19 protein-coding genes are annotated in these 20,721 nt (G+C 69.4%); 12 read left to right on the forward strand and 7 right to left on the reverse strand.

Translation table 11 applies throughout. The features are described 5' to 3' along the window. Nucleotides 1–63: 63 nt before the first annotated feature. A complete protein-coding gene (gene cei, locus ACIRG5_RS41130) occupies nt 64–792 on the reverse strand; it encodes an envelope integrity protein Cei (RefSeq protein ID WP_402915571.1) in 729 nt (242 codons plus the stop codon). Between the two features lie 421 nt (nt 793–1,213). Between cei and ACIRG5_RS41135 the strand changes: the two genes are divergently transcribed. Beyond that, nucleotides 1,214–1,513: a DUF4193 domain-containing protein gene (locus tag ACIRG5_RS41135; RefSeq protein WP_030474775.1), complete on the forward strand. Its 300-nt coding sequence runs from the start codon at nt 1,214–1,216 to the stop codon at nt 1,511–1,513. Nucleotides 1,514–1,576: 63 nt separating this feature from the next. Here the strand turns inward: ACIRG5_RS41135 and ACIRG5_RS41140 are convergent, their stop codons facing one another. Beyond that, entirely contained in the window at nt 1,577–2,038 is a 462-nt protein-coding gene (locus tag ACIRG5_RS41140) for a DUF3093 domain-containing protein (protein WP_402915574.1), read from the reverse strand. A 24-nt stretch (nt 2,039–2,062) separates the two neighbouring features. Here ACIRG5_RS41140 and dut point away from each other — a divergent pair, with 24 nt between their 5' ends. Both dut and ACIRG5_RS41150 read left to right on the forward strand, forming a co-directional pair. Beyond that, nucleotides 2,063–2,536 (forward strand): dUTP diphosphatase, encoded by a 474-nt coding sequence (gene dut / locus ACIRG5_RS41145; RefSeq protein WP_319978224.1) that lies wholly within the window; start codon nt 2,063–2,065, stop codon nt 2,534–2,536. Nucleotides 2,537–2,540: 4 nt separating this feature from the next. Beyond that, nucleotides 2,541–3,158 (forward strand): DUF3710 domain-containing protein, encoded by a 618-nt coding sequence (locus ACIRG5_RS41150; RefSeq protein WP_402915577.1) that lies wholly within the window; start codon nt 2,541–2,543, stop codon nt 3,156–3,158. Here the strand turns inward: ACIRG5_RS41150 and ACIRG5_RS41155 are convergent. Continuing rightward, nucleotides 3,155–3,811, reverse strand: a complete 657-nt coding sequence (locus ACIRG5_RS41155; protein ID WP_402915580.1) for an alpha/beta fold hydrolase — start codon at nt 3,809–3,811, stop codon at nt 3,155–3,157. The genes ACIRG5_RS41150 and ACIRG5_RS41155 overlap by 4 nt on opposite strands. Before the next feature lie 69 nt (nt 3,812–3,880). On the opposite strand from ACIRG5_RS41155, the gene ACIRG5_RS41160 reads away from it, so the two are divergent. Further along, nucleotides 3,881–4,261: an OB-fold nucleic acid binding domain-containing protein gene (locus ACIRG5_RS41160; protein ID WP_030474780.1), complete on the forward strand. Its 381-nt coding sequence runs from the start codon at nt 3,881–3,883 to the stop codon at nt 4,259–4,261. Continuing rightward, nucleotides 4,258–5,019: a DUF3159 domain-containing protein gene (locus ACIRG5_RS41165; RefSeq protein ID WP_402915583.1), complete on the forward strand. Its 762-nt coding sequence runs from the start codon at nt 4,258–4,260 to the stop codon at nt 5,017–5,019. Before ACIRG5_RS41160 ends, ACIRG5_RS41165 begins: the two co-directional genes overlap by 4 nt. Nucleotides 5,020–5,382: 363 nt before the next feature. Here ACIRG5_RS41165 and ACIRG5_RS41170 read toward each other — a convergent pair whose 3' ends face one another. Both ACIRG5_RS41170 and ACIRG5_RS41175 read right to left on the reverse strand, forming a co-directional pair. Beyond that, on the reverse strand, nt 5,383–7,929 hold the full coding sequence (locus ACIRG5_RS41170) for a LuxR C-terminal-related transcriptional regulator (RefSeq protein WP_402915585.1): 2,547 nt from the start codon (nt 7,927–7,929) through the stop codon (nt 5,383–5,385). Nucleotides 7,930–7,972: 43 nt separating this feature from the next. Then, complete coding sequence (locus tag ACIRG5_RS41175; protein WP_402915587.1) at nt 7,973–10,519, reverse strand: AAA family ATPase; 2,547 nt, start codon at nt 10,517–10,519, stop codon at nt 7,973–7,975. Nucleotides 10,520–10,608: 89 nt separating this feature from the next. Between ACIRG5_RS41175 and ACIRG5_RS41180 the strand changes: the two genes are divergently transcribed. Continuing rightward, complete coding sequence (locus ACIRG5_RS41180; protein ID WP_402915589.1) at nt 10,609–11,103, forward strand: RICIN domain-containing protein; 495 nt, start codon at nt 10,609–10,611, stop codon at nt 11,101–11,103. Here ACIRG5_RS41180 and ACIRG5_RS41185 read toward each other — a convergent pair. Together ACIRG5_RS41185 and ACIRG5_RS41190 are read right to left on the reverse strand one after the other, a co-directional pair. Then, nucleotides 11,100–11,756 (reverse strand): TrkA family potassium uptake protein, encoded by a 657-nt coding sequence (locus tag ACIRG5_RS41185; RefSeq protein WP_319978216.1) that lies wholly within the window; start codon nt 11,754–11,756, stop codon nt 11,100–11,102. The two genes, ACIRG5_RS41180 and ACIRG5_RS41185, sit on opposite strands and share 4 nt — an antisense overlap. Then, on the reverse strand, nt 11,756–12,418 hold the full coding sequence (locus ACIRG5_RS41190) for a potassium channel family protein (protein WP_402915591.1): 663 nt from the start codon (nt 12,416–12,418) through the stop codon (nt 11,756–11,758). The genes ACIRG5_RS41185 and ACIRG5_RS41190 overlap by 1 nt, the downstream gene beginning before the upstream one ends. Nucleotides 12,419–12,500: 82 nt before the next feature. Here ACIRG5_RS41190 and ACIRG5_RS41195 point away from each other — a divergent pair, with 82 nt between their 5' ends. From ACIRG5_RS41195 to ACIRG5_RS41220, 6 genes are all read left to right on the forward strand, one after another. Continuing rightward, nucleotides 12,501–14,486 carry an APC family permease gene (locus ACIRG5_RS41195; protein ID WP_402915593.1) on the forward strand — a complete coding sequence of 662 codons (1,986 nt, stop codon included), beginning with the start codon at nt 12,501–12,503 and terminating at the stop codon, nt 14,484–14,486. Further along, nucleotides 14,483–15,688, forward strand: coding sequence for a class I SAM-dependent RNA methyltransferase (locus ACIRG5_RS41200; RefSeq protein ID WP_402915596.1), 1,206 nt, complete (start codon nt 14,483–14,485; stop codon nt 15,686–15,688). Before ACIRG5_RS41195 ends, ACIRG5_RS41200 begins: the two co-directional genes overlap by 4 nt. A gap of 62 nt (nt 15,689–15,750) precedes the next feature. Continuing rightward, on the forward strand, nt 15,751–17,655 hold the full coding sequence (gene dxs, locus ACIRG5_RS41205; RefSeq protein ID WP_402915599.1) for a 1-deoxy-D-xylulose-5-phosphate synthase: 1,905 nt from the start codon (nt 15,751–15,753) through the stop codon (nt 17,653–17,655). 222 nt (nt 17,656–17,877) lie between these two features. Then, entirely contained in the window at nt 17,878–18,519 is a 642-nt protein-coding gene (locus tag ACIRG5_RS41210; protein WP_402915601.1) for an SPFH domain-containing protein, read from the forward strand. Between the two features lie 46 nt (nt 18,520–18,565). Then, the gene (locus ACIRG5_RS41215; RefSeq protein ID WP_093599437.1) at nt 18,566–19,249 is read left to right on the forward strand and encodes a response regulator transcription factor; all 684 of its coding nucleotides are present in this window, start codon (nt 18,566–18,568) and stop codon (nt 19,247–19,249) included. 3 nt (nt 19,250–19,252) lie between these two features. After that, a complete protein-coding gene (locus ACIRG5_RS41220) occupies nt 19,253–20,380 on the forward strand; it encodes a sensor histidine kinase (protein ID WP_402915604.1) in 1,128 nt (375 codons plus the stop codon). Nucleotides 20,381–20,721: the final 341 nt, after the last annotated feature.

Genomic DNA, 20,721 nt, shown 5'->3' on the forward strand with positions numbered 1-20,721 from the left:
AACGTTTGCGGACGCCCGCAAACGTTCATTGCATGAAGAGGCGGTGTTCGAGGTGTTCGAAGATCAGGAGCAGGTGACGTCGCGCGCGCCGGCCAGGCTGTCCGCGCTGAGCGTGGGCGGTGCGGCCGCGGCCACCTGACCGCCCTGCTGCTCCGGCTGCTGCTCGGCCCACTCCTTGAGCTGGTCGAGCACCTTGCGGGCGTCGCTGTTCGGCTTGACCTCGTCGAACTTCTTGCCGATCGCGATGTCGAGGGTCGCGTCCTGGCGGTCGTCGCGCACCAGTTCCAGGCACGGCTCCAGCAGCGACAGCGTCCTCGCGGCCGACGCACCGGGCGCGCCGAAGCGGATCTGGCCGCGGCAGTTCATGTCGCCCGCCGGGTAGACCAGGTCGTTGCCGGGGTCGGCCGCCTGCTTCAGGCCGAGCTCGGTGAACATCGTCGCGACGGCCTTGGCGTGGTTGCGCTGCGTCGAGGCGTTGACGACCTTGAAGTTGACCTCGCCGACCGGCACCGGGTTCGTGCGGTCGAGCGCGTCGTGCTCCAGGACGGTGCCGAGCGCGGGCGGCGGTGCCGTCGGCGTGGCGCCGACCGGATCGGCCCCCGCGACCGCCGAGGTCGTCGCCGCGACGTTGCCGGGCACGTTGCACTTGATGGCAGCGTCCACGTCGCTCGCGTTGCCGAGCACCTTCACCCACACGAACACGGAACTGACCAACAGCACCGCGAACAGGACGAGCGCGGGCACGGGCCGACGCCTCTTGTAAGGCGTCAAGCTTCCCGATGCGGATCCCACGTTCGAGTCCTCCCCGTGATCCGTCCCCTGAGATCAGCCTAGGCCCTGCCCGGCTGTTGCGCGCCCTGACGTGCGTGACCGAACGCACCGGCCTGATTGCTCACAGTCAGGACGGTACCGGTCCGGCGCCAGGTTGCACGCCCGAGCACACGTGCTCCCGCACAGGGTATCGGTCCAGCGTAGAAAGGTTGTGTCACCCGTCCGGTCGGTAAGGGGTAACCCGATGACGAGCCACCTGGGCAATGAGCTACCCTCTGCGCGCTCCGCACACATTTCGATCAAGCCGACGGTCACGTCAAGGGGGTTGGCTTGCCCGCCGGGTGTGCGAGACCTACGTCACCTTGACGTGGGGCACAAAAGAGGTCGCTGGAGCGTTAACCAGCGACACGAACAGTCTCCGTAGACCGCAGGGGTGAAGAAGATGGCGACCGACTACGACGCGCCGCGTCGCAGCGAGGCGGACGAACTCGCTGAGGACTCCCTCGAGGAGTTGAAAGCCCGGCGGAACGAGACGCAGTCCGGCGTCGTCGACGTCGACGAGGACGCGAGCGCGGAGAACTTCGAGCTTCCGGGCGCCGACCTGTCCGGTGAGGAGCTCACGTTCAAGGTCCTGCCCAAGCAGGCCGACGAGTTCACGTGCTCGAAGTGCTTCCTGGTGCACCACCGCAGCAGGCTCGCCGAGGACAACGGCGGCACGTACATCTGCCGGGACTGCGCCTGAGTTCAGTCCGCCGAAGAAAGAACTGGGCGCTCACCCTCACGGGTGGCGCCCAGTTGTGTTCTTTCAGGACTTGATCGCGGCGGCGAGCTCGTTCGGATGACGTGTGCTGATCACCCAGTAGGGCGTCGGGTCCTCGGGGTCGGTCACGCGCACCCGCACGAGAGGCTTGACCCAGCCCCGGTGCACGACGAACGCCGCCGGGTCGAGCTCGCGGCCCATGACCCTGCGGCGGTCCTCGGCGGCGATGATCTCGACCTCGCCGAGCAGCTCCAGCGGGATGTGCGCGTCACCGGCGCGCAGTTCGCCGTCCGCGACCTCCACCTTCGTCGATCCCATCCGCACGATCAGCACGATCGTCAGCGGCACCAGGATCACGTACGGCAGCCAGGAACGGACGCCGGGAAAGCCCATGTGCACCTCGGCGGCCAGCAACGCGGCCGCGAGCAGCGGCAGCGGCCAGATCCACCACGTCACGTACAGGCGTTCGCGGAAGGTCGTAGTGGCGGTCACGGCAGTCTCACTCACGTCGTCAGGGTAATCTCGGCCGCCGTGTCCAGCGTCGAGGTGTTGCTGACCCGGCTCGATCCGGGGGTTCCCGTGCCCGCCTACGCCCGTCATGGCGACGCGGGCGCTGATCTGGTCACCACGTCGGACGTGGTCATTCCACCAGGTGAGCGTGCCGTGGTCGGAACCGGTGTCGCGATCGCGCTGCCCGACGGGTTCGCCGGGTTCGTGCACCCGCGGTCCGGACTGGCCGCGCGGGTCGGCCTCAGCGTGGTCAACACGCCCGGCACGATCGACTCCGGCTACCGCGGTGAGATCCGCGTTTGCCTCGTGAACCATGATCTTCGTGAGCCGATCGCGCTGTCGCGTGGCGACCGGATCGCCCAGCTCGTCGTGCAACGCGTCGAGCACGCGGTGTTCCGCGAGGTCACCGAGTTGCCGGAAACGGAACGCGGTGCGGGAGGCTATGGCTCGACCGGCGGGCACGTGGTGCTCGCCCGGATGAAGGCGGAGGGGTAGGGGCATGTTCGGAAGGCGCCGCAAGCGCGGTCGTCACTCCTCGGGGGCGGTCGACACCGGTCCCGAGCACGACGAGGTCTTCGACGACGTCGAAGGCCCGTGGGACTCGACGGTCGCGCCCCAGGACGACGTCGAGCGGCTCGACCTGGGTTCGGTGCAGCTGCCGATGCCCGACGAGGCCCAGCTGCAGGTCGAGATGGACCAGCAGAACGGTTCCGTGCGCGCCGTGCACGTCCTCACGTCCGTCGGCCAGCTGACGGTCAGCGCGTTCGCCGCGCCGAAGTCGGGCGGTCTCTGGCGCGAGGTCGGCGCCGAGCTGATCGACGGCCTCAAGGAGGACGGCGCCCGCATCAACCGGGAGAACGGCGAGTGGGGCGAGGAGATCACCGCGCGCAACCAGGGCGTGCAGATCCTCTTCGTCGGCGTCGACGGCCCGCGGTGGATGCTGCGCGGCGTCGCGGCCGGTCCCGAGGAGCACTTCGAGCAGAACGCGCAGGCGCTGCGCGAGATGCTGCGGGGCACCGTGGTCGTGCGCGGCGAGCAGCCGATGCCGCCCCGCACGCCGCTGCCGGTCGAGCTGCCCGAGGCGATCGCCCGGCACATCCAGCAGCAAGAGGGCTAGCGAGCCCGCTGCCACGCCTGCACCGCACGCCCCAGTGCGTGCGGGTAGGCGTTCAGCGTCGTTGTGACGAGCACGGCGCGTGGGATGGCTTCCGCCCAAGCCCGCGCGACCGCGATCGGGTGCACCGGATCATCGGTGCACCCGACGATTCCCGTCGGCACGTCCAGCGACCTCAGCTCGTCCAGCGTCGGCGCGAGTGACTCGGCGGCCTCTTCGAGGTGCGGCACGAGCTGCTCGCCGTAGCCGCGCCAGGCCCGGTTCAGCTCGTCGTGCAGCCAGCCGGTCGTGCCGGCGAGCGCCGTCGTGAGCCCCTGCGTTCGGACGATCTCCGCGCTGGCTTTGGCCGCGAGCGCCGCCGGTGCCTCGTCCGGGGCCCCGGACCACGCCGGCAGCGCCAGGATCAGCCCCGCGCACCGGTCCGGGTTGGCCACGGCCCACCGCGCGGCGACGTGCGCGCCGAGTGAGACGCCACCCACCACGATCGGGTGGCTTGCCGGGGCATTTTCGAGGGCCGTCAACCGTTCACCGAGTGTGCGAACGCGTGGTGCGTCAAGAACGGCACCGACCTGCGACAACGGCTCGGTGAACACGGATCGGACAAACACCTCGTCGGAGGCGGTTCCGGGCAGCAGGAGGACGGTCTCGGCAGGCACACCCGGGATTGTCGTCGCCCGTGCGTACCCTCACTGTCAGACGGCCCACACCACGGGGCCACCAGAGCAATGCAGGAGTCGGGGATGAGCGGCTATTGGCGCCGCTTGGTGCGTCGCTTGACCAGCGACGTCACCGAGCTCGACGCGGACGACCTCTCGCGAAAAGCGGAGGCCGTCGGCGCGGTGAAGGCCTGCGACTGCAAGTCCGGTGAGGAGGTCACCGTCCTCGGAAGGCTCCGCAGCGTGGAGCTCTGCCCGCGGGACGCGGCCGCCACCCTGGAAGCCGAGCTCTACGACGGCACCGAGGGCGTCACGCTCGTCTGGCTCGGCCGCCGTCGCATCGCGGGAATCGAGCCTGGTCGGACGATCAAGGCCCGGGGCCGCATCGCCGTGCGCGACGGGCGCAAGGTGCTCTACAACCCCTATTACGAGTTGCAGAACGCTTCATGACCTCAGCTGAGACCGAAGAAAAGCCGCCCACCGTCCTAGAACAGATGGGCGGCGTGAGCGGAATGCTCTACTCGTCGCTGCCCGTCCTGGTCTTCGTGATCATCAACTTCGCGACCAAGAACCTGATGGCCGCGATCATCGGCTCGCTCGCCGCCGCCGTCGTCATCGGCGTGATCCTGGCCGTGCGCAAGGGCACCATCCAGCCCGCGATCTCCGCCGTCTTCGGCGTGGGCGTCGCGGCGTTCATCGCCTACAAGACGGGCGAGGCCAAGGGGTTCTTCCTCTTCGGCATCTGGCAGAGCGTCGTGTACGGCAGCGCGTTCCTGCTGTCGATCATCGTGCGCCGGCCGCTCGCCGGCGTGATCTGGACGTTCCTCAACGGCAGAGACCGCTCCTGGCGCGACGACAAGGCCTCGGTCCGCGACTACGACATCGCGACCTTCGTGTGGGCCCTGGTCTTCTTCGCCCGCTTCGTGGTCCAGCGCTGGCTCTACGACGAGGACCAGGTCGGCTGGCTCGCCGTCGCCCGCCTCGGCATGGGCTACCCGCTGATGGCCATCGCCCTGCTCGCCACGGTCTGGGCGGTTCGCCGCGCCGACAAGCGCCTCAAGGCAGCCGAGGAGGCCGAGGCCAAGGTCAAGGCGGAGGCCGAGGCCGAGGACGTGCTGGCACGCACGGCCGACGACCTGCTCACCCCGGACATGGACGAGCTCAAGCGCGTCGTCGACGCCGAGTCCCGCGACAAGTCCAGAGACTGACCCCGCTCCACTTCTGACGCGGCCGGCGCCTCCCAATTTGGGGGGGGCGGCCGCGTTCGGTTGTGCGCATGTCGATGAAGGGGCCGCTCGGTGGCGATGAGGTCGCCCGGCTGATCGCCGTCAGGGAGCGTCGCCGGAGTCTCGACCACGTGTGCCCAGGCGTGACCGTCAGACGCTGATATCCGATATATCGGCTCGGGGCGCCTGCTCGTCTTCGCCCGTCCTTGCTCACGCCGCCGCCCGCCCGGATGCAAAAAACGTTTGCGGACGTCCGCAAAAGACTCATTGCAAAGGTGCCCGAAAGGGCATGTAGGCGCGTGAGGCCAGGGCTGAGAGCGCGATATATCGGATGTCGGCGACGGGTCAGGACGGGCCGAGCACGGTTCGCAGTTCGTCGCGCCCCGTCACGCCGAGAACCCCGTAGATCGCGTGCAGGTGGTTGTCGACGGTGCGCTTGGACGTGTGGAGTTGTTCGGCGATCTGCTGGTTGGTGAGCCCGGACGTGGCGAGGCGGGCGACCTCGGCCTGGCGCCGGGTCAGGTGGGTGAGGTCGTCGGCGCGCAGGGCCGGGGTGCGGACGCCGTCGAAGTCGCGCATCAGCAGGGCCTGGCGGGCGGAGGCCTGGGAGGCGGCGCGGGCGTTGCCCTGGGCTCGGTGCAGGCGGGTGGCGGCGGCGAGGGCCTCGGCGGCGTAGAGGGTGGCGCCCAAGCGCTGGAAGTCCGTTGCCGTGGCCTCCAGCGCGGTCGGTGCGGCGTGCGCGAGGGCGGTCGCGTGTGCCACGTAGGCCGCTGTCATCGGGTCGTTCATCGTGGCCGTGAGGGTCGTGAGGCGCAGGGACGTGTCCACGCCGAGACGGGCGGCGTTGTGCAGGGCCATCGCTTCGTTTCCGCGCGCTCCCAGTTCGGCGCATTCGTCGGCGGCGGCCATCGCGGCGTCTGCGGCGGCGCGGAGATCGCCGGTGCCGGCGAGCACCTGGGAACGGGTCACCGAGACCGTGGTTCCGGTCAGGCGCCACGCCGGGCGGCGGGCCTTCTCGGCGCGGGCCAGGGCTTCCTGGGCCAGGGCGGCGTCGCCGCAGATCGCCGCAGAGCCGGCCAGGTTCGCCAGTGCGATGGCGTCGAAGATCAACGGACGCGAGCGGGATTTCGGGCTGCCTTCGCGGGCCAGACGCAGCGCTTGGGAGCCGTGGCCTCGCATGCGCGCGCAGAACGACAGCACGCCGTAGAGCGACGTCGCGCCGGTGAAGGCCAACTCGTCGAACGTTCGGTTGTGCATCGTCAGCGCGAGGGCTTCCGCCTCGGCGAGGTTGCCGGCGAACGCCAGCGCGAAGCAACGCATGCGCAGAGCGCCATCGTCGGGCTCGGACAAGTCCTCCAACGCCTCGTAGGCGGCGATCTCCTCCGAAACCTCGCGATAGCGGCCCGCGTGCAGGAGGCACAGCGCTCTGGTGCGTCGCAAGTGGACGGTCAGATGCGGGGCCACGGGCTGATAGGTGCTCTCCAGCACTGTCGCCACGTGGCCGTGTTGCGCGGCCTCGATCACCCGGACGACCTGAAGCCAGTCGCGCAGGTCGGCGGGGAGGCCGGGCACGTCGACGCGGTCGAGCACCGCGGCGGCGGCGTCCGCGTCGCCGAGGCCGAAGTGGAGGTTCATCGACCGGGTGGCGCCGAGGCGGCTCAGGTCCTCCGCCGACAGCGGGCCCGCCATCACGTCCGCCAGCGTCACCTCGGCCTGGTCGGGTGCGCGGCCGTGCATCAGGACCTGGCCGAACACGTGCCCGACGCGGTTCAGCCCGCCCGCATCGACGGCGCCGCGGCACAGGCGTTCGGCGAGCGCCACGTCCTGTGCGGCCCAGGCCTGTTCGGCGGCCGCGGCGAGCAGGTTCACCGAGATGAGCGAGCCGCCGTCCAGTCGCCAGGTGGCGATGCGCATCAGGTCTTCACGGCGGCGTGCGCCCGTTGCTTCCAGTGCGGTGGCCAATGCGCGTTGGTGTGACTGCGCGCGCAACGTCGGGCACGTCGTGCGAAGCAGGCTGCCGTACAACGGGTGCCCGAGCCGCACGACCACGCGGCGCCCCGACGGCACGACACGGATCAACCCGCGCGTCTCCAGGTCGTCGAGCGTCTCTTCCCGCACCAGTGACGCCAGCAGGTCCAGTTCCACCGGCTCGGAATAGGCGAGCAGTTCAAGCGCGTGCCGGTGCGGCGGTTCCAGCCGGCCTAGGTTGGACCGCACGAGTTCCGCGAGCCGTCCGCCGAGCTCGATCGCGCCGTGCCACGACCAGATGCCGTCCTCCGCGCGCAACGCTCCCATCGCGCGGCCCGACACGACGAGTTCCCTGAGGTACAAGGGGTTTCCCGCGCTGCCCGACCACAGCAGCGACGCCGACGGGGTGTCGATCGGTCCGTCCAGCGCGCGTTCGAGCAGCAGATCGGACTCGGCCCGTGACAGGTCGCCCAGCGGGTAGCGTCGCAGCAATCCCTCCTGCCACAGCTCCGTGCGCTCACCGGGCCGCGAAGTCACCAGCACCCGCGCGTGTCCGTGCCGGATCACGTGGTGCAGCAACGCGACGGAGGCGTCATCGAGCAGATGCGCGTCGTCCACCACGATCGTCAACGGCCGCGGCGAATCCAGAAGATGCTCCACGGCGCGACCGAGCGGGTTCGCCGTGCGCATGTCGGCGGGCAGCATCGCGGCCATCGCCCCGAACGGGATCGTCGACGTCGCCACCGTCGCGTAACAGCGCCGCACGGTCAGACCGGTGCGCTCCAGCCGTGCCACGACCTCGTCCGTGAGCCGGGTCTTGCCCACACCGGCGGGACCGACGAGTGCGGCACCCTTCTCGTCGGCTGCGGTGAGCGTGGACATCACGTCCTCGAGCTCCCGTACTCTGCCCACGAACGGCCACACAACTCGCAGTGTGCCGAAGGTCCGGCTCACCGCGCACATCGATTTACGCGCCTTGGCCGAACAACGCGCGCAAGCCACCCCGTCCCGTCACGCCCACCGCCGCGTACGTCGTGTGCAGATGGTTGTCCACGGTGCGTTTGGCGATCGCCAGCCGTTCGGCGATCTCCACGTTCGTCAGCCCGGCCACAGCCAGCCGCGCGATTTCCAACTGGCGTGGCGTCAACGCGGCGAGCGTGCTCGTCACCACCAGACCGGGCGTGGTCGCGCCGTCGAACGACTCCGCGAGCGCCGCAGCCTGCCGCTCCAGCCGGTCCGCGTCACGAGGCCGGTCGTGCAACCGCGAGAGCCTGCTGGCCTCTGCGAGCGCCTCGGCCGCGTACAACGCGGCACCGCACGCCGTGAACGCCGCCGCCACCTCCTCCAGCCCCGCCGGGTCACGCAACGCGCGCGCCTGGGCGTGCGAGGCGTACGCGGTCGTGAGCGGATCTTTGCGCGACTTCGCGAGCTCCAGCAGACGAGGCGAGGTGTCCGCGCCGAACCGTGCGGCGTCGTGCAGCGACCCGATCTCCTCGGAATACGCGCCGTGCGCCCGAGCCAAGGCCGCGTTGTCCAACGCGGTCTGCATCGCTTCGTTGACGCGCCCGGCGCTCGCGAGCACCCATGACCGTGCGGTCCCCACGGCGAACTGCGTGATACGCCACGCGGGACGCAACCCGGCTTCTGCGCGAGCCAACGCGCGGAAGGCGCGATCCGACTGCCCCTGCAACGCCGCACCGGCCGCGAACTCGGCCAGCAGCAGCACGTCCCACATCATCGGCAGCGCGGCCGGGTCCGGAACGCCCTCGGCGGTGATCCGCACCGCCGACGCGGCCCTTCCCCGCAACCGGGCGCTCTGACTCAGCAACACCCGCGGCGGCACCTGCGTGACCGGCCAGCGGTCCTCCTCGATCACCTCGGCCAGCGTCTGCGCGCCCTGCCTCTCCGCCCCCACGAGATCACCGCACCGCAGAGTGCTCTCGTTGCGCACACCGTTCGCCGCGCTCATCAACGACGGGAACCGCCCCGCTGTCGCCAGCACGGCCTCATGGTTGTCCTCGACCCGTGCGATGGCCTCGGTGTAGCGGCCCGCGAACTGGTCTGCGAACGCCAGCACCTGCCGTCCCGCCGTCGCCGCCCAACCGCCCTCGGCGATCAGCAGCTCTCCACCGAGCCGTGCGATTCCCAACGGCGCTGCCTCCAGCGCGAACGTCAGTGCGAAGAACAGCACCGCATGCTCCGACTCGGCCGGCAGCTCCCGTGCGGTGACGAGATCCAGCACGGCCACGGCGGCGTCCTCGTCACCGAGGCCGAAGAACAGGTTGTACGCGCGCGTACAGCCGACCTGGATCACCGTCAGCACGTCGCCGCCCGCTGCCATGGTCTCGGCGAGCACCTCCTCGGCCTGTGCGCACTGACGTTGGTACATCAGCACAAGACCCAGCACGAGCCCCACGCGTAATGTCGCCCCACGGGCCATGGCGGCGCGCGAGAGCCGTTCCGCGAGCTCCCAGTCCTGAGCGGACAGTGCGTGCTCGGCGGCCCGGGCCAGCACGTCCGGCGACTCGGCCGTCCCGCTGTCGAGCCGCCACGTCGCGACGCGCACCGCGTCATCAGGCCGGTCCGCGCCTTCCGATTCGAGCCGGTCGGCCAGTGCGCGGCGATGCGCTCGCGCCCGCAGAGTCGGGCACGTCGCTCGTAGGCGCGCGCTGTAGAGCGGATGCGCGACGCGCGCACGTCCGTCATCACCGACGCGCACGAACCCCATGTCCACGAGGTCCTGCGGAACGGGCAACAACCTGGATTCGAGCGGTTCGCCGTACGCGAGCAGCTCCAACGCCCGCCGCTGCGGTTCCGCGAGCCGCCCCAGCGTCAGGTCGACGAGCTCGGCGAGCCGCCCGGACAGCTCCAGCGGCCCGCTCCAGTGCCACCCGCGCACGGTCTCCGTCAGCGCGCCGGAGTGCCGTCCCGCGGCGACGAGTTCTTTGAGGTACAACGGATTTCCCTGGCTGTTCACCCACACCAGGTTCCGCGTCGAGGCGTCGGCAGGTCCGCCGAGAGCCGTCGCCAGCAACGCGCCCGCGCGTTCCTGGTCCAGCGCGTCGACCCCGACGACGGTCAACCCCTCCATGCCCCAACCGGACCGTGCGGTGCAGATGACCCGCGTCAGCCGGTGACGCACAAGATGCTGCAACACCAACAACGACGCTTCGTCGAGGAGATGCGCGTCATCGACCGACAACACCCGCCGCCCGCCACGAGAGAGATGTTCTGCGGCCGCGCGCACGGACGACGACGGCAGGATCGACCCCCGCGAGACAGGCAGGTCGATGGGCACGAGCGACGCGATCGCGCCGAGCGGAATCCGGGACGTGGCGACCGTGGCGTAACAACGCACCACCGGGTGGGGCACGGCGGCGAGCGCCTCGGCGGCCAGACGTGTCTTGCCCACGCCCGGAGGACCGGACAGCAGCACCGCGCCGTCCACGGCCAACGCCCGCAACGCGGTCCGAAGCTCTCTCTCGCGCCCGACCAGGGGCAGCTGATCGCTCACAGGTGGTAAGTGCTCGCTTCCGATGCGCAGATACCGGACCGGACGAGCATGCCCTGTATCAGGCGGTGAGCGGCAGACGTCGAAAGTCCATGAACCTTCTCCAACGCAAGGCCGCGATCCTGGCAGCACTGACCCTCGTCGCCGGTGGCGTCCTCGTGACGTCCTCCGTGGCGCAGGCGCAGAACACCATCTACGTCCAGTCGAAGTTCAACGGCCGGTGCATGACGGCGGCGACCGGGCAGAACGGTGCCGGCGTCATCATGGTCGACTGCCAGAACGCCCTCACCCAGCGCTGGTACTGGGACGGGCTGAGACTGCGCAACGCCGACGGCGGCAGATGCCTCACCGCCGCATGGGGCAACCTCGACAACGGCGCCCACCTGCAGATGTACGACTGCCAGGCGAGCAACAACGCCTTCCAGCTGTTCTACCGCCCCGCCTCGACGACCGCGGAGGTCGGCCGGATCCGGTCGTGGCAGTCCGGCAACCGGTGCGTCGAGATCGCGGGCTCGAACTGGTGGAACGGCGCCTCCGTGCAGCTGTGGGACTGCCACGGAGGCGGCAACCAGTACTGGTGGGCCTAGTACCCCAGCGCGGTCTTGATGTCCTGCTCGACGGCGGCGGTGGTGACGAACAACAGCTCATCGCCGCCTTCGAGCGTGTCGTCCGGCTGCGGCACGATGACCCGCCCGCCACGCAGGATCGTCACCAGAGCGGCGTCACGGGGCAGCTCCAGCTCCGAGACCGCACGGCCGGCGAACGGCGTCGACTCGTCGAGCGTGATCTCCACGAGGTTCGCCTGGCCCTGACGCAACGTCATCAGCCGTACGACGTCACCGATCGTCACGGACTCCTCGACCATGGCGGCCAACAGCCGTGGCGTCGACACGGCGACGTCGACACCCCACGACTCGGTGAAGAGCCATTCGTTCGTCGGGTCGTTCACACGCGCGATGACGCGACGGACCGCGAACTCCGTCTTGGCCAGAAGCGACACCACGAGGTTGACCTTGTCGTCACCGGTCGCGGCGATCACCACGTCGCACAGGTGCATGCCCGCGTCCTCCAAAGAGGACAACTCACACGCGTCGGCCTGCACCCACTCGGCCTGCTCGACCGAGTTCGGGTCGAAGTGCTTGCGGTCCCGCTCGATGAGCATGACCTGGTGCCCGTCCGAGACGAGCTCCTGCGCGATGGACCGCCCCACCGCTCCCGCACCAGCGATAGCGATCCGCATCAGCTCTCCTCCGGTGCCTGCAGCGCCGCCGCCGCGACGTCGGTGATCGTGCCGGACAGCGCCGCCACGTAGATGGTGTCGTCGGCCTGCACGACGGTCTTGCCGTCGGGCAGCACGCCCGTGCCGAAGCGCATCACGAACGCCACGCGCGCGCCGATCGCCTCTTCGAGCTCGCGCACCGGCTGCCCGACCCACGCCTCGTCGACCTCGATCGGCAGCACCGCCACGGTCCCGGACGGGTCGCGCCACGCCGTCGCCGCGCCTTCTGGCAGCAACATCCGCAGGAACCGGTCGGTCGACCACGGCACCGTCGCCACGGTCGGGATTCCCAGCCGCTCGTACACCGCGGCGCGCTTGTGGTCGTAGATGCGCGCGACGACGTGCTCGACTCCGAACGTCTCGCGCGCGACCCGCGCCGAGATGATGTTCGAGTTGTCACCGCTGGAGACCGCCGCGAACGCGCCCGCGCGCTCGACACCCGCCTCGATCAGGACATTGCGGTCGAAACCGTTGCCGACGACCTGCTGCCCGTGGAAGTCGCTGCCCAGCCTGCGGAACGACTGCGGGTCCTTGTCGATCACGGCGACCTGGTGTTCGAGTCGCTCCAGAGCCCTGGCCAGGGACGCCCCCACCCGGCCACACCCCATGATCACCACGTGCACGACATGCCTCCTCAGGCGAACTCTCCGCAGAACCTACCGAGCATTAGCCCGTCCCGGTGAGCGGACCCCTTACGCTCTGCCGGTGTCCAAGCTCGCCACCGCTGCCAAACGCCTCCTCGTCGGACGGCCGTTCCGCAGTGATCGCCTCGCGCACACCCTCCTGCCCAAACGCATCGCCCTGCCCGTGTTCGCCTCCGACGCCATGTCGTCGGTCGCGTACGCGCCGGAGGAGATCTTCCTGATGCTGTCGGTGGCGGGCCTGAGCGCCTACGCACTGGCACCGTGGGTGGGTGTCGCGGTCGTCCTGGTCATGCTCACGGTCGTCGCGAGCTATCGGCAGAACGTGCACGCCTATCCGTCCGGCGGCGGTGACTACGAGGTCGCGACGGTCAACCTGGGACGCAGAGCAGGACTCACGGTGGCGAGCGCCCTGCTCGTCGACTACATCCTCACGGTCGCGGTGTCGATCTCGGCGGCGGCGGCGAACATCGGTTCGGCCATCCCGTTCGTGGCGACGCACAAGGCGGAGTTCGCGGTCGCCGCGATCGTCGTTCTCACGGCGATCAACCTGCGCGGTATCCGTGAGTCCGGCACCGCGTTCGCCATCCCCACCTACGCGTTCATGATCGGCATCATGGGCCTGATCGGCTACGGCCTCATCCGCGGCTTCGTGATGGGCGACGACATGCGGGCGGAGAGCTCCGGCCTGGAGATCCACGCCGAGCAGGACCACCTCATGGGCCTCGCCTTCGCGTTCCTGGTCATGCGGGCGTTCTCGTCCGGCTGTGCCGCGCTCACCGGCGTCGAGGCGATCAGCAACGGCGTGCCCGCGTTCCGCAAGCCCAAGTCCCGCAACGCCGCGACGACGCTGCTGCTGATGGGCGGTATCTCGGTGACCATGCTGATGGGCCTGATCGTGCTCGCCCAGCTGACCGACGTGCGGATGGCCGAGTTCCCCAAACAGCAGATCACGAACGCCCCTGCGGACTACGAGCAGAAGACGATGCTGGCCCAGATCGCGGGCGCGGTGTTCGACAACTTCCCGCCCGGCTTCTACTTCGTCACCGCGGTGACCGCGCTGATTCTCGTGCTCGCGGCGAACACCGCGTTCAACGGCTTCCCGGTGCTCGGCTCGATCCTCGCCCAGGACCGCTACCTGCCGCGGCAGCTGCACACCCGCGGCGACCGGCTGGCGTTCTCCAACGGCATCGTGTTCCTGGCCGGGTTCGCGGTCGTGCTGGTGATCGCGTTCGACGCCGAGGTGACCCGGCTGATCCAGCTCTACATCGTCGGCGTGTTCGTGTCGTTCACGCTGAGCCAGCTCGGCATGATCAAGCACTGGCACCGGCTGCTCGAGACCGAGACCGACGAGCAGGCACGCCGGCGGATGCGGCGGTCGCAGGCGATCAACACGTTCGGTCTCGTCATGACCGCGACCGTGCTGGTCATCGTGCTGATCACCAAGTTCACCAAGGGCGCCTGGATCGCCATCGCCGCGATGGCCGCCATCTACGCGTTGATGACGGCGATCCGCAAGCACTACGACACCGTCGCCGAGGAACTGCGCAAGCAGGAGCGCGTGCGCACCATGCCCGCGCGCAACCACGCGATGGTGCTGGTGTCCAAACTGCACATGCCGACGCTGCGGGCGTTGTCCTACGCCAAGGCCGTGCGTCCCGACGTGCTGGAGGCCGTCACGGTCAACGTCGACGACGACGACACGCGCCGGCTCGTCGCGGAGTGGGAGAAGGAGAACTTCAAGATCCCGCTGAAGGTGATCGAGTCTCCCTATCGGGAGATCACCAAGCCCATTCTCGACTACGTCAAGCGCGTCAAGACGGACAACCCGCGCGACGTTGTTACCGTGTTCATTCCCGAGTACGTGGTCGGCCACTGGTGGGAGCAGCTGCTGCACAACCAGAGCGCGTTGCGGCTCAAGGGAAGGCTGCTTTTCCAGCCGGGTGTGATGGTGACCAGTGTCCCGTGGCAGCTCGAATCCTCGGTGAAGGTCAAGGACAAGGACGTCATCGCGCCCGGCGCTGTCCGAAGGGGACTTGACGACCGATGAGCACCACCAAGGAAGACTGGACCGGACGCAAGTTCGAAGTAGAAGTAGGACCTGTCGCCCACGGCGGGCATTTCGTCGCACGGCACGAGGGGCGCGTTCTGTTCGTGCGTCACGCGCTGCCCGGCGAACGCGTCGTGGTGTCGGTGTACGAGGACAACGGCGGCTCGTTCTGCCGTGCCGACGCCGTGGAGATCCTGGAGCCGTCACCGGACCGCGTCGAGGCGCCGTGCCCGTTCAGCGGGCCGGGGATGTGCGGTGGCTGCGACTTCCAGCACGTCTCGTGGGACGCGCAACGGGAGCTGAAGGCCGAGGTCGTCCGCGAGCAGCTGGCGAGGCTCGCCAAGATCGAACGCGACGTGGTCGTGGAGGCGCTGCCGGGCGGCCCGCTGGAGTGGCGGACCCGGATCCGGATGGCCGTCGGCCGTGACGGAAAGCCGGGCTTCCGCGGTCTGCGTTCCCACGATGTGATCCCGATCGACCACTGTGTGATCTCCCGGCCGGGCATGGTCGAGTCGGTGACCGACCGAAAGTGGCGGGCGCAGGAGCTCACGATCGTCCAGGACGGTGACGGCAACCGTCATGTGGGTGAGGTGCGTGGCCGACACACCACGCGACGCGCCGGAACCGGTACGGCCGTCGAGACCGCCGCCCAACGAAAGTGGCGAGTTTCGGCCGATGGTTTCTGGCAGGTCCACCCGGCCGCCGCGGACACGTTCGCGTCCGTCGTGGGGGAGTGGGCCGCGGCCGAGCCGGGGCAACGCGCGTGGGACCTCTACGGTGGCGCGGGCCTCTTCGCGTCCGTGCTGGGACGGCAGGTCGGCGAAAGCGGATCCGTGCTGGTCGTGGAGTCCTTCCCCGGTGCCGTGGAGGACGGCCGGCGCAACCTCCGCCGCATGTCACAGGTGGAGTGGGTGGCGGACAAGGTGGAGCTCGCCGTGACCCGCAAACTGCCCGTCGAGAACCCCCACGTCGTGGTCCTCGACCCCCCTCGCAAGGGGGCGGGCAAGGTCGTTGTGGCTGAAGTCGCACGACGCCGTCCCGAACGGGTCGTCTACGTCGCCTGCGACCCCGCCGCGCTGGCCCGCGACCTGGCCGAATTCACAGTTCAGGGGTACCGGCTCGCGCAGCTGCGGGCGTTCGACGCGTTCCCCATGACCCATCACATGGAGTGCATCGCCCTGCTCGTGCCTGAGACGAGCTGAGGCAGCGTCTCAGTCGCGTCTCCGTAGACTGAGCCGAAGTCTTCAGGAGTGAGGTGGGCGTGGTGACCCTGCTGGAGTCCGTGCACGGACCAGCTGATCTGAAACGGATGGACGAGGCGCAGCTGTCGCGCCTGTGTGAGGAGATCCGGCGTTTCCTGGTCGACAAGGTGTCCAAGACGGGCGGGCACCTGGGCCCCAACCTGGGTGTCGTCGAGCTGACCGTGGCACTGCACCGGGTCTTCGACTCGCCGCAGGACCCGATCGTGTTCGACACCGGTCACCAGTCGTACGTGCACAAGATCGTCACGGGCCGCCGCGACGGCTTCGACCGGCTGCGCAAGATGGGCGGCATGTCGGGCTATCCGTCGCGGTCGGAGTCCGAGCACGACGTGCAGGAGAGCTCGCACGCCTCCACGGCGCTGTCCTACGCGGACGGCCTGGCGAAGGCGAAGCAGATCAACGGCGCCCACGGCCACGTGGTCGCCGTCGTCGGTGACGGCGCGCTGACCGGCGGCATGTGCTGGGAGGCGTTGAACAACATCGCGGCGGACAAGACCCGTCCCGTCGTGATCGTGGTCAACGACAACGGCCGCTCGTACTCACCGACGATCGGTGGTCTCGCGGACCACCTGTCGTCGCTGCGGCTGCGTCCCGGCTACGAGCGCGTGCTGGAGAAGGGCAAGAGCGCGCTGCAGCAGACGCCGTTCTTCGGCAAGCCCCTCTACGCCGCGCTGCACGCCGCCAAGCGCGGCATCAAGGACGCGCTGGCGCCGCAGGCGATGTTCGAGGACCTCGGCCTCAAGTACATCGGCCCGGTCGACGGCCACGACATGGCGACGCTGGAAGCAGCACTGCAGCGCGCCAAGTCGTTCGGCGGCCCGGTGATCGTGCACGCGGTCACCCGCAAGGGCATGGGGTTCGCGCCGGCCGAGAACCACGAGGCCGACCAGATGCACGCCACCGGCGTCATCGACCCGATCACCGGCGAGGACGTCAAACCGTCCAGCCGGACCTGGACGCACGTGTTCTCCGACGCGCTGGTGCAGGTCGGCCGCGAGCGTTCCGACATCGTGGCGATCACCGCCGCGATGCAGGGGCCCACCGGACTCGACCCGTTCGCCAAGGCGTACCCGGAGCGCTTCTTCGACGTCGGCATCGCCGAGCAGCACGCGCTGACGTCCGCAGCCGGTCTGGCGATCGGCGGTCTGCACCCGGTCGTGGCCGTCTACGCGACATTCCTCAACCGCGCGTTCGACCAGTTGCTGATGGACGTCGCGCTGCACAAGCAGGGCGTCACGGTCGTGCTGGACCGGGCCGGCGTCACCGGTCCGGACGGCGCGTCGCACCACGGCATGTGGGACATGTCGATCCTCGGCGTCATCCCCGGCGTCCACGTGGCGGCGCCGCGTGACGCCGGCACGCTGGTCGAGGAGCTGCGCGAGGCCGTGGCGATCTCGGACGCGCCGTCGGTGATCCGCTACCCGAAGGCCTCGGTCGGCCCGGACCTGCCCGCGTTGGAGCGCGTGGGTTCCGTGGACGTGCTTCGGCGCTCGGGCAACGACGTGCTGCTGGTGACGGTCGGCGCGTTGGGCGGGCTTGGTCTCGAGGCCGCGCAACGGCTGGAGGACCAGGGCATCGGCGTGACGGTCGTCGACCCGCGGTGGATCTACCCGATGTCGGTGGACCTCGTGGAGATGGCCGCGTCGCACAAGCTCGTGGTGACGGTCGAGGACGGTGGCCGCCACGGTGGCTTCGGCTCCTCTCTCGCGGCCGCGCTGCGCGATGCCGACGTCGACGTACCGTTGCGCGACATCGCTCTGCCGCAGCGCTTCCACGACCACGGTGACCGTGGCGAAGTGCTGGCGTTGTGCGGCATCACCGCGCAGGACGTCGCACGGCGCGTGACGGAGTGGGCCGCTCGCCTGGAGTGCCTGCCCGTGGAAATGGACGCGCCCGCGGAGAAGTAGTTCGGCTAATCTCCACCTCGCGCCGCCTTCCGCGGCCCGGCAGGACTTCCTCGCCGGGTTCCGCTGTCGGGGCGGCGCTGGCGCTGAGAGGCACCGGGTTCAACTCCTGAGCGCCACGACCCCGGCCGCACACGGGGGCGACGAACTTTGCGAGTCCCTTGTGGACTCCCGTTCGCCGCTCCGCCGGCCGGGGTCGTGGTCTGTCCGGACGAGGTGGAGACGATGAAGCACACGTTGTACCCGTGGGAGCGGGGTGTTCGGTTCGATCGCGGTGTTCTGGTGGGTGAGGTGGAGCCCGGCCAGCACAAGTTCCCGCGACACGTGGTGCTGCACCGTGTCGACGTTCGTCCGCGCACGATGACTCCTGCCGCACAGGACGTACCCACGTCTGACGGCGTGCTTGTGCGCGTGACCGTTGTCGTGCGGTGGGCCGTGTCCTCGGCGACGACGTTCGTGGTGGCGTCCGCCGGGCCTGAGGCCGAGCTCTACACGGCCGTGCAGCTGGCGTTGCGCGGTGCGGTGCTGACGCGCGTGCACTCGGCGGTTGACGCTGAGCGCGACGCCATCGCCGCCGAGGTGCTTGTCGCCGTGGCCGCGAGGGCCGCCGAACTCGGCGTCACCGTGTCCGACCTGGCCGTTCGCGATGTCGTCATGCCCGGTGAGCTGCGGCGTGCGGCGCTGGCCGAGCTGGTGGCGGCGTCCGAGGGACGTGCGGCTCTGGAGCGGGCGCGTGGGGAGACGGCGGCGCTGCGGTCGTTGCTGAACGCGGCCCGGCTGGCGGAGGAGCACCCGGCGTTGCTGGAGATCCGCGCACTGCAGACCGCCTCGACGGTCGTGGTCGATCGGCCTGCACGCAGGAAGTGAAGGTGTCGTTAAGCGCCTTCTCAGGTGAATGTGGCACCTTTGAGGCGTGCGGATTCTGGTAGTCGAGGACGAGGCGCCTCTGGCCGACGCGATCGCTCGCGGCCTGAGGCGCGAAGGCATGGCCGTGGACGTCGCCTACGACGGCGAGAGCGGGCACGAGAAGTCGACCGTCACGCGGTACGACGTGGTCGTGCTCGACCGCGACCTCCCTGGGATGTCCGGCGACGAGCTGTGCAAGGAGATCCTCAGCTCCGGCGCGCTCACCAGGGTCATGATGCTGACGGCGAGCGGGTCCATCGAAGATCGCGTGTCCGGCCTGTCGCTGGGCGCGGACGACTACCTCGCGAAGCCGTTCGCGTTCCCCGAACTGGTCGCGCGCGTGCGGGCGCTGGCCCGGCGCGCGACCCCGGCGACGCCGCCCGTGCTCGCCGCTCAGGACGTCGAACTGGACCCGGCGCGGCGCACCGTGTCGCGCGGCGGGCAGCCGATCGAGCTGACCCGTAAGGAGTTCGGCGTCCTCGAGGTGCTGCTCGCGGCCAAGGGATCGGTCGTCAGCAGCGAAGAGCTGCTTGAGCGCGTGTGGGACGAGAACGCCGATCCGTTCACCACGACCGTGCGCGTCACCGTGATGACGTTGCGCAAGAAGCTGGGCGAGCCGGGCATCATCGACACCGTCGTGGGCTCGGGCTATCGGGTCCCCAGTGCCTCGAACGGCTCTGCAGAGGACTGACCTGTGCGCCGACGCGGGCCAGGACTGCGTCTCCGGATCACGCTGCTCACCACCGCGCTCGTCGCCGTGGTGAGTGCTGTCCTGCTCTTCCTCGGCTGGACGCTGGTCGGACGGGTCTTCGACTCGTCGCCGTCGTTCCCCTCCGACACCCAGGTCACGGTCGACGGCGTCACCGTCACCGTGAAGGTGCTGACCGACGCGTTGACGGCCACCGCGCGTCAGGACCTGCTGCGCGCCGGACTGATCGCGTTCGCGTGCATGGTCGTAGCTGCTGCTGTCCTGGCGTGGACGTTCACCGGCCGTGTCCTGCAGCCACTGCACGACGTGACGGGTGCCGCCCGCCGGTTGTCGGCGGAGTCACTGGGGTCGCGATTGCGGCTGGAGGGTCCGCGTGACGAGGTCGCGGAGCTCGCGGACACGTTCGACTCGATGCTCGACCGGCTGGAAGCTGCCTTCGACTCGCAGCGCCGGTTCGTGGCGAACGCATCGCACGAACTGCGCACTCCTCTCTCAGTGGTGCGCACCGAACTGGACGTGACTCTGTCCGATCCAGACGCCGACGTCGAAGAGCTGCGACGCATGGCCGGTGTCGTGCGTGCGGCGGGGGAGCGCGCCGAACAGTTGGTGTCGGCGCTGCTGCTGCTCGCGCGCACGGACGGCATCGGGCTCGCGGTTCGTGAACCAGTGGATCTGTCCGCGGTGGTCGAGTCCGCGTGGAAGGCGACACGGGCCGAGGCCGAGGCACGGAACCTGCGCGCGGTGTTCCGGTGTGTGCCGGCGCTCGCGGTCGGGGATCCCGCGCTGTTGGAGCGCATCGCCGGCAACCTGCTGGAGAACGCCATCCGGCACAACCACGTCGGCGGATGGATCGAGACGGTGGTGGAGACGGGACCGCAGTGGTCGGTGCTGCGGGTGTCGTCGTCCGGTCAGCTGATCCCGCCGGACCGGGTGGAGGAGCTGTTCGAGCCGTTCCGCCGCGGGGGCAAGGACCGGACCAGCCAGTCCGGCACGGGTCTCGGGCTCTCGATCGTGCGTGCCGCGGTGGCCGCTCATGGCGGGTTTGCGCAGGCAGTGGCCGTGCCGACCGGTGGTCTGTCGGTCTCCGTGCACCTGCCGGCCGCACCTCGCTGACGCCGGATACAAGATTGTCGGCGTGGCCCCGGTCACACTGTGCGTCGATCTTGGCGGGTTTGGGCCGTCCGCGTAGTGTCTGACCTGCGGTTACGCCGTTAGTGACCCCCGATTTGGATCTCCTGGGGTGCCCGTGTAAATTTCTCCATGCCAGCACGGAACGGGCCGGAAAACACAGCCGGAACGGAGTGCGGCGAAAGACTTCTAAGCCTGACACAGCCCCGGAAGTGACTCTCCTCGGAGATGAGCTGCGGTGTGCGCGTGTTCTTTGAGAACTCAACAGCGTGCCGAAACACAGCCAGTAATATATGAATTACCTCCTCGTCGAGGTAGTTCCTTTG

Origin of the sequence: Lentzea sp. NPDC102401 (genome assembly GCF_044765805.1) — a bacterium.
GTDB classification, from domain to species: domain Bacteria; phylum Actinomycetota; class Actinomycetes; order Mycobacteriales; family Pseudonocardiaceae; genus Lentzea; species Lentzea sokolovensis.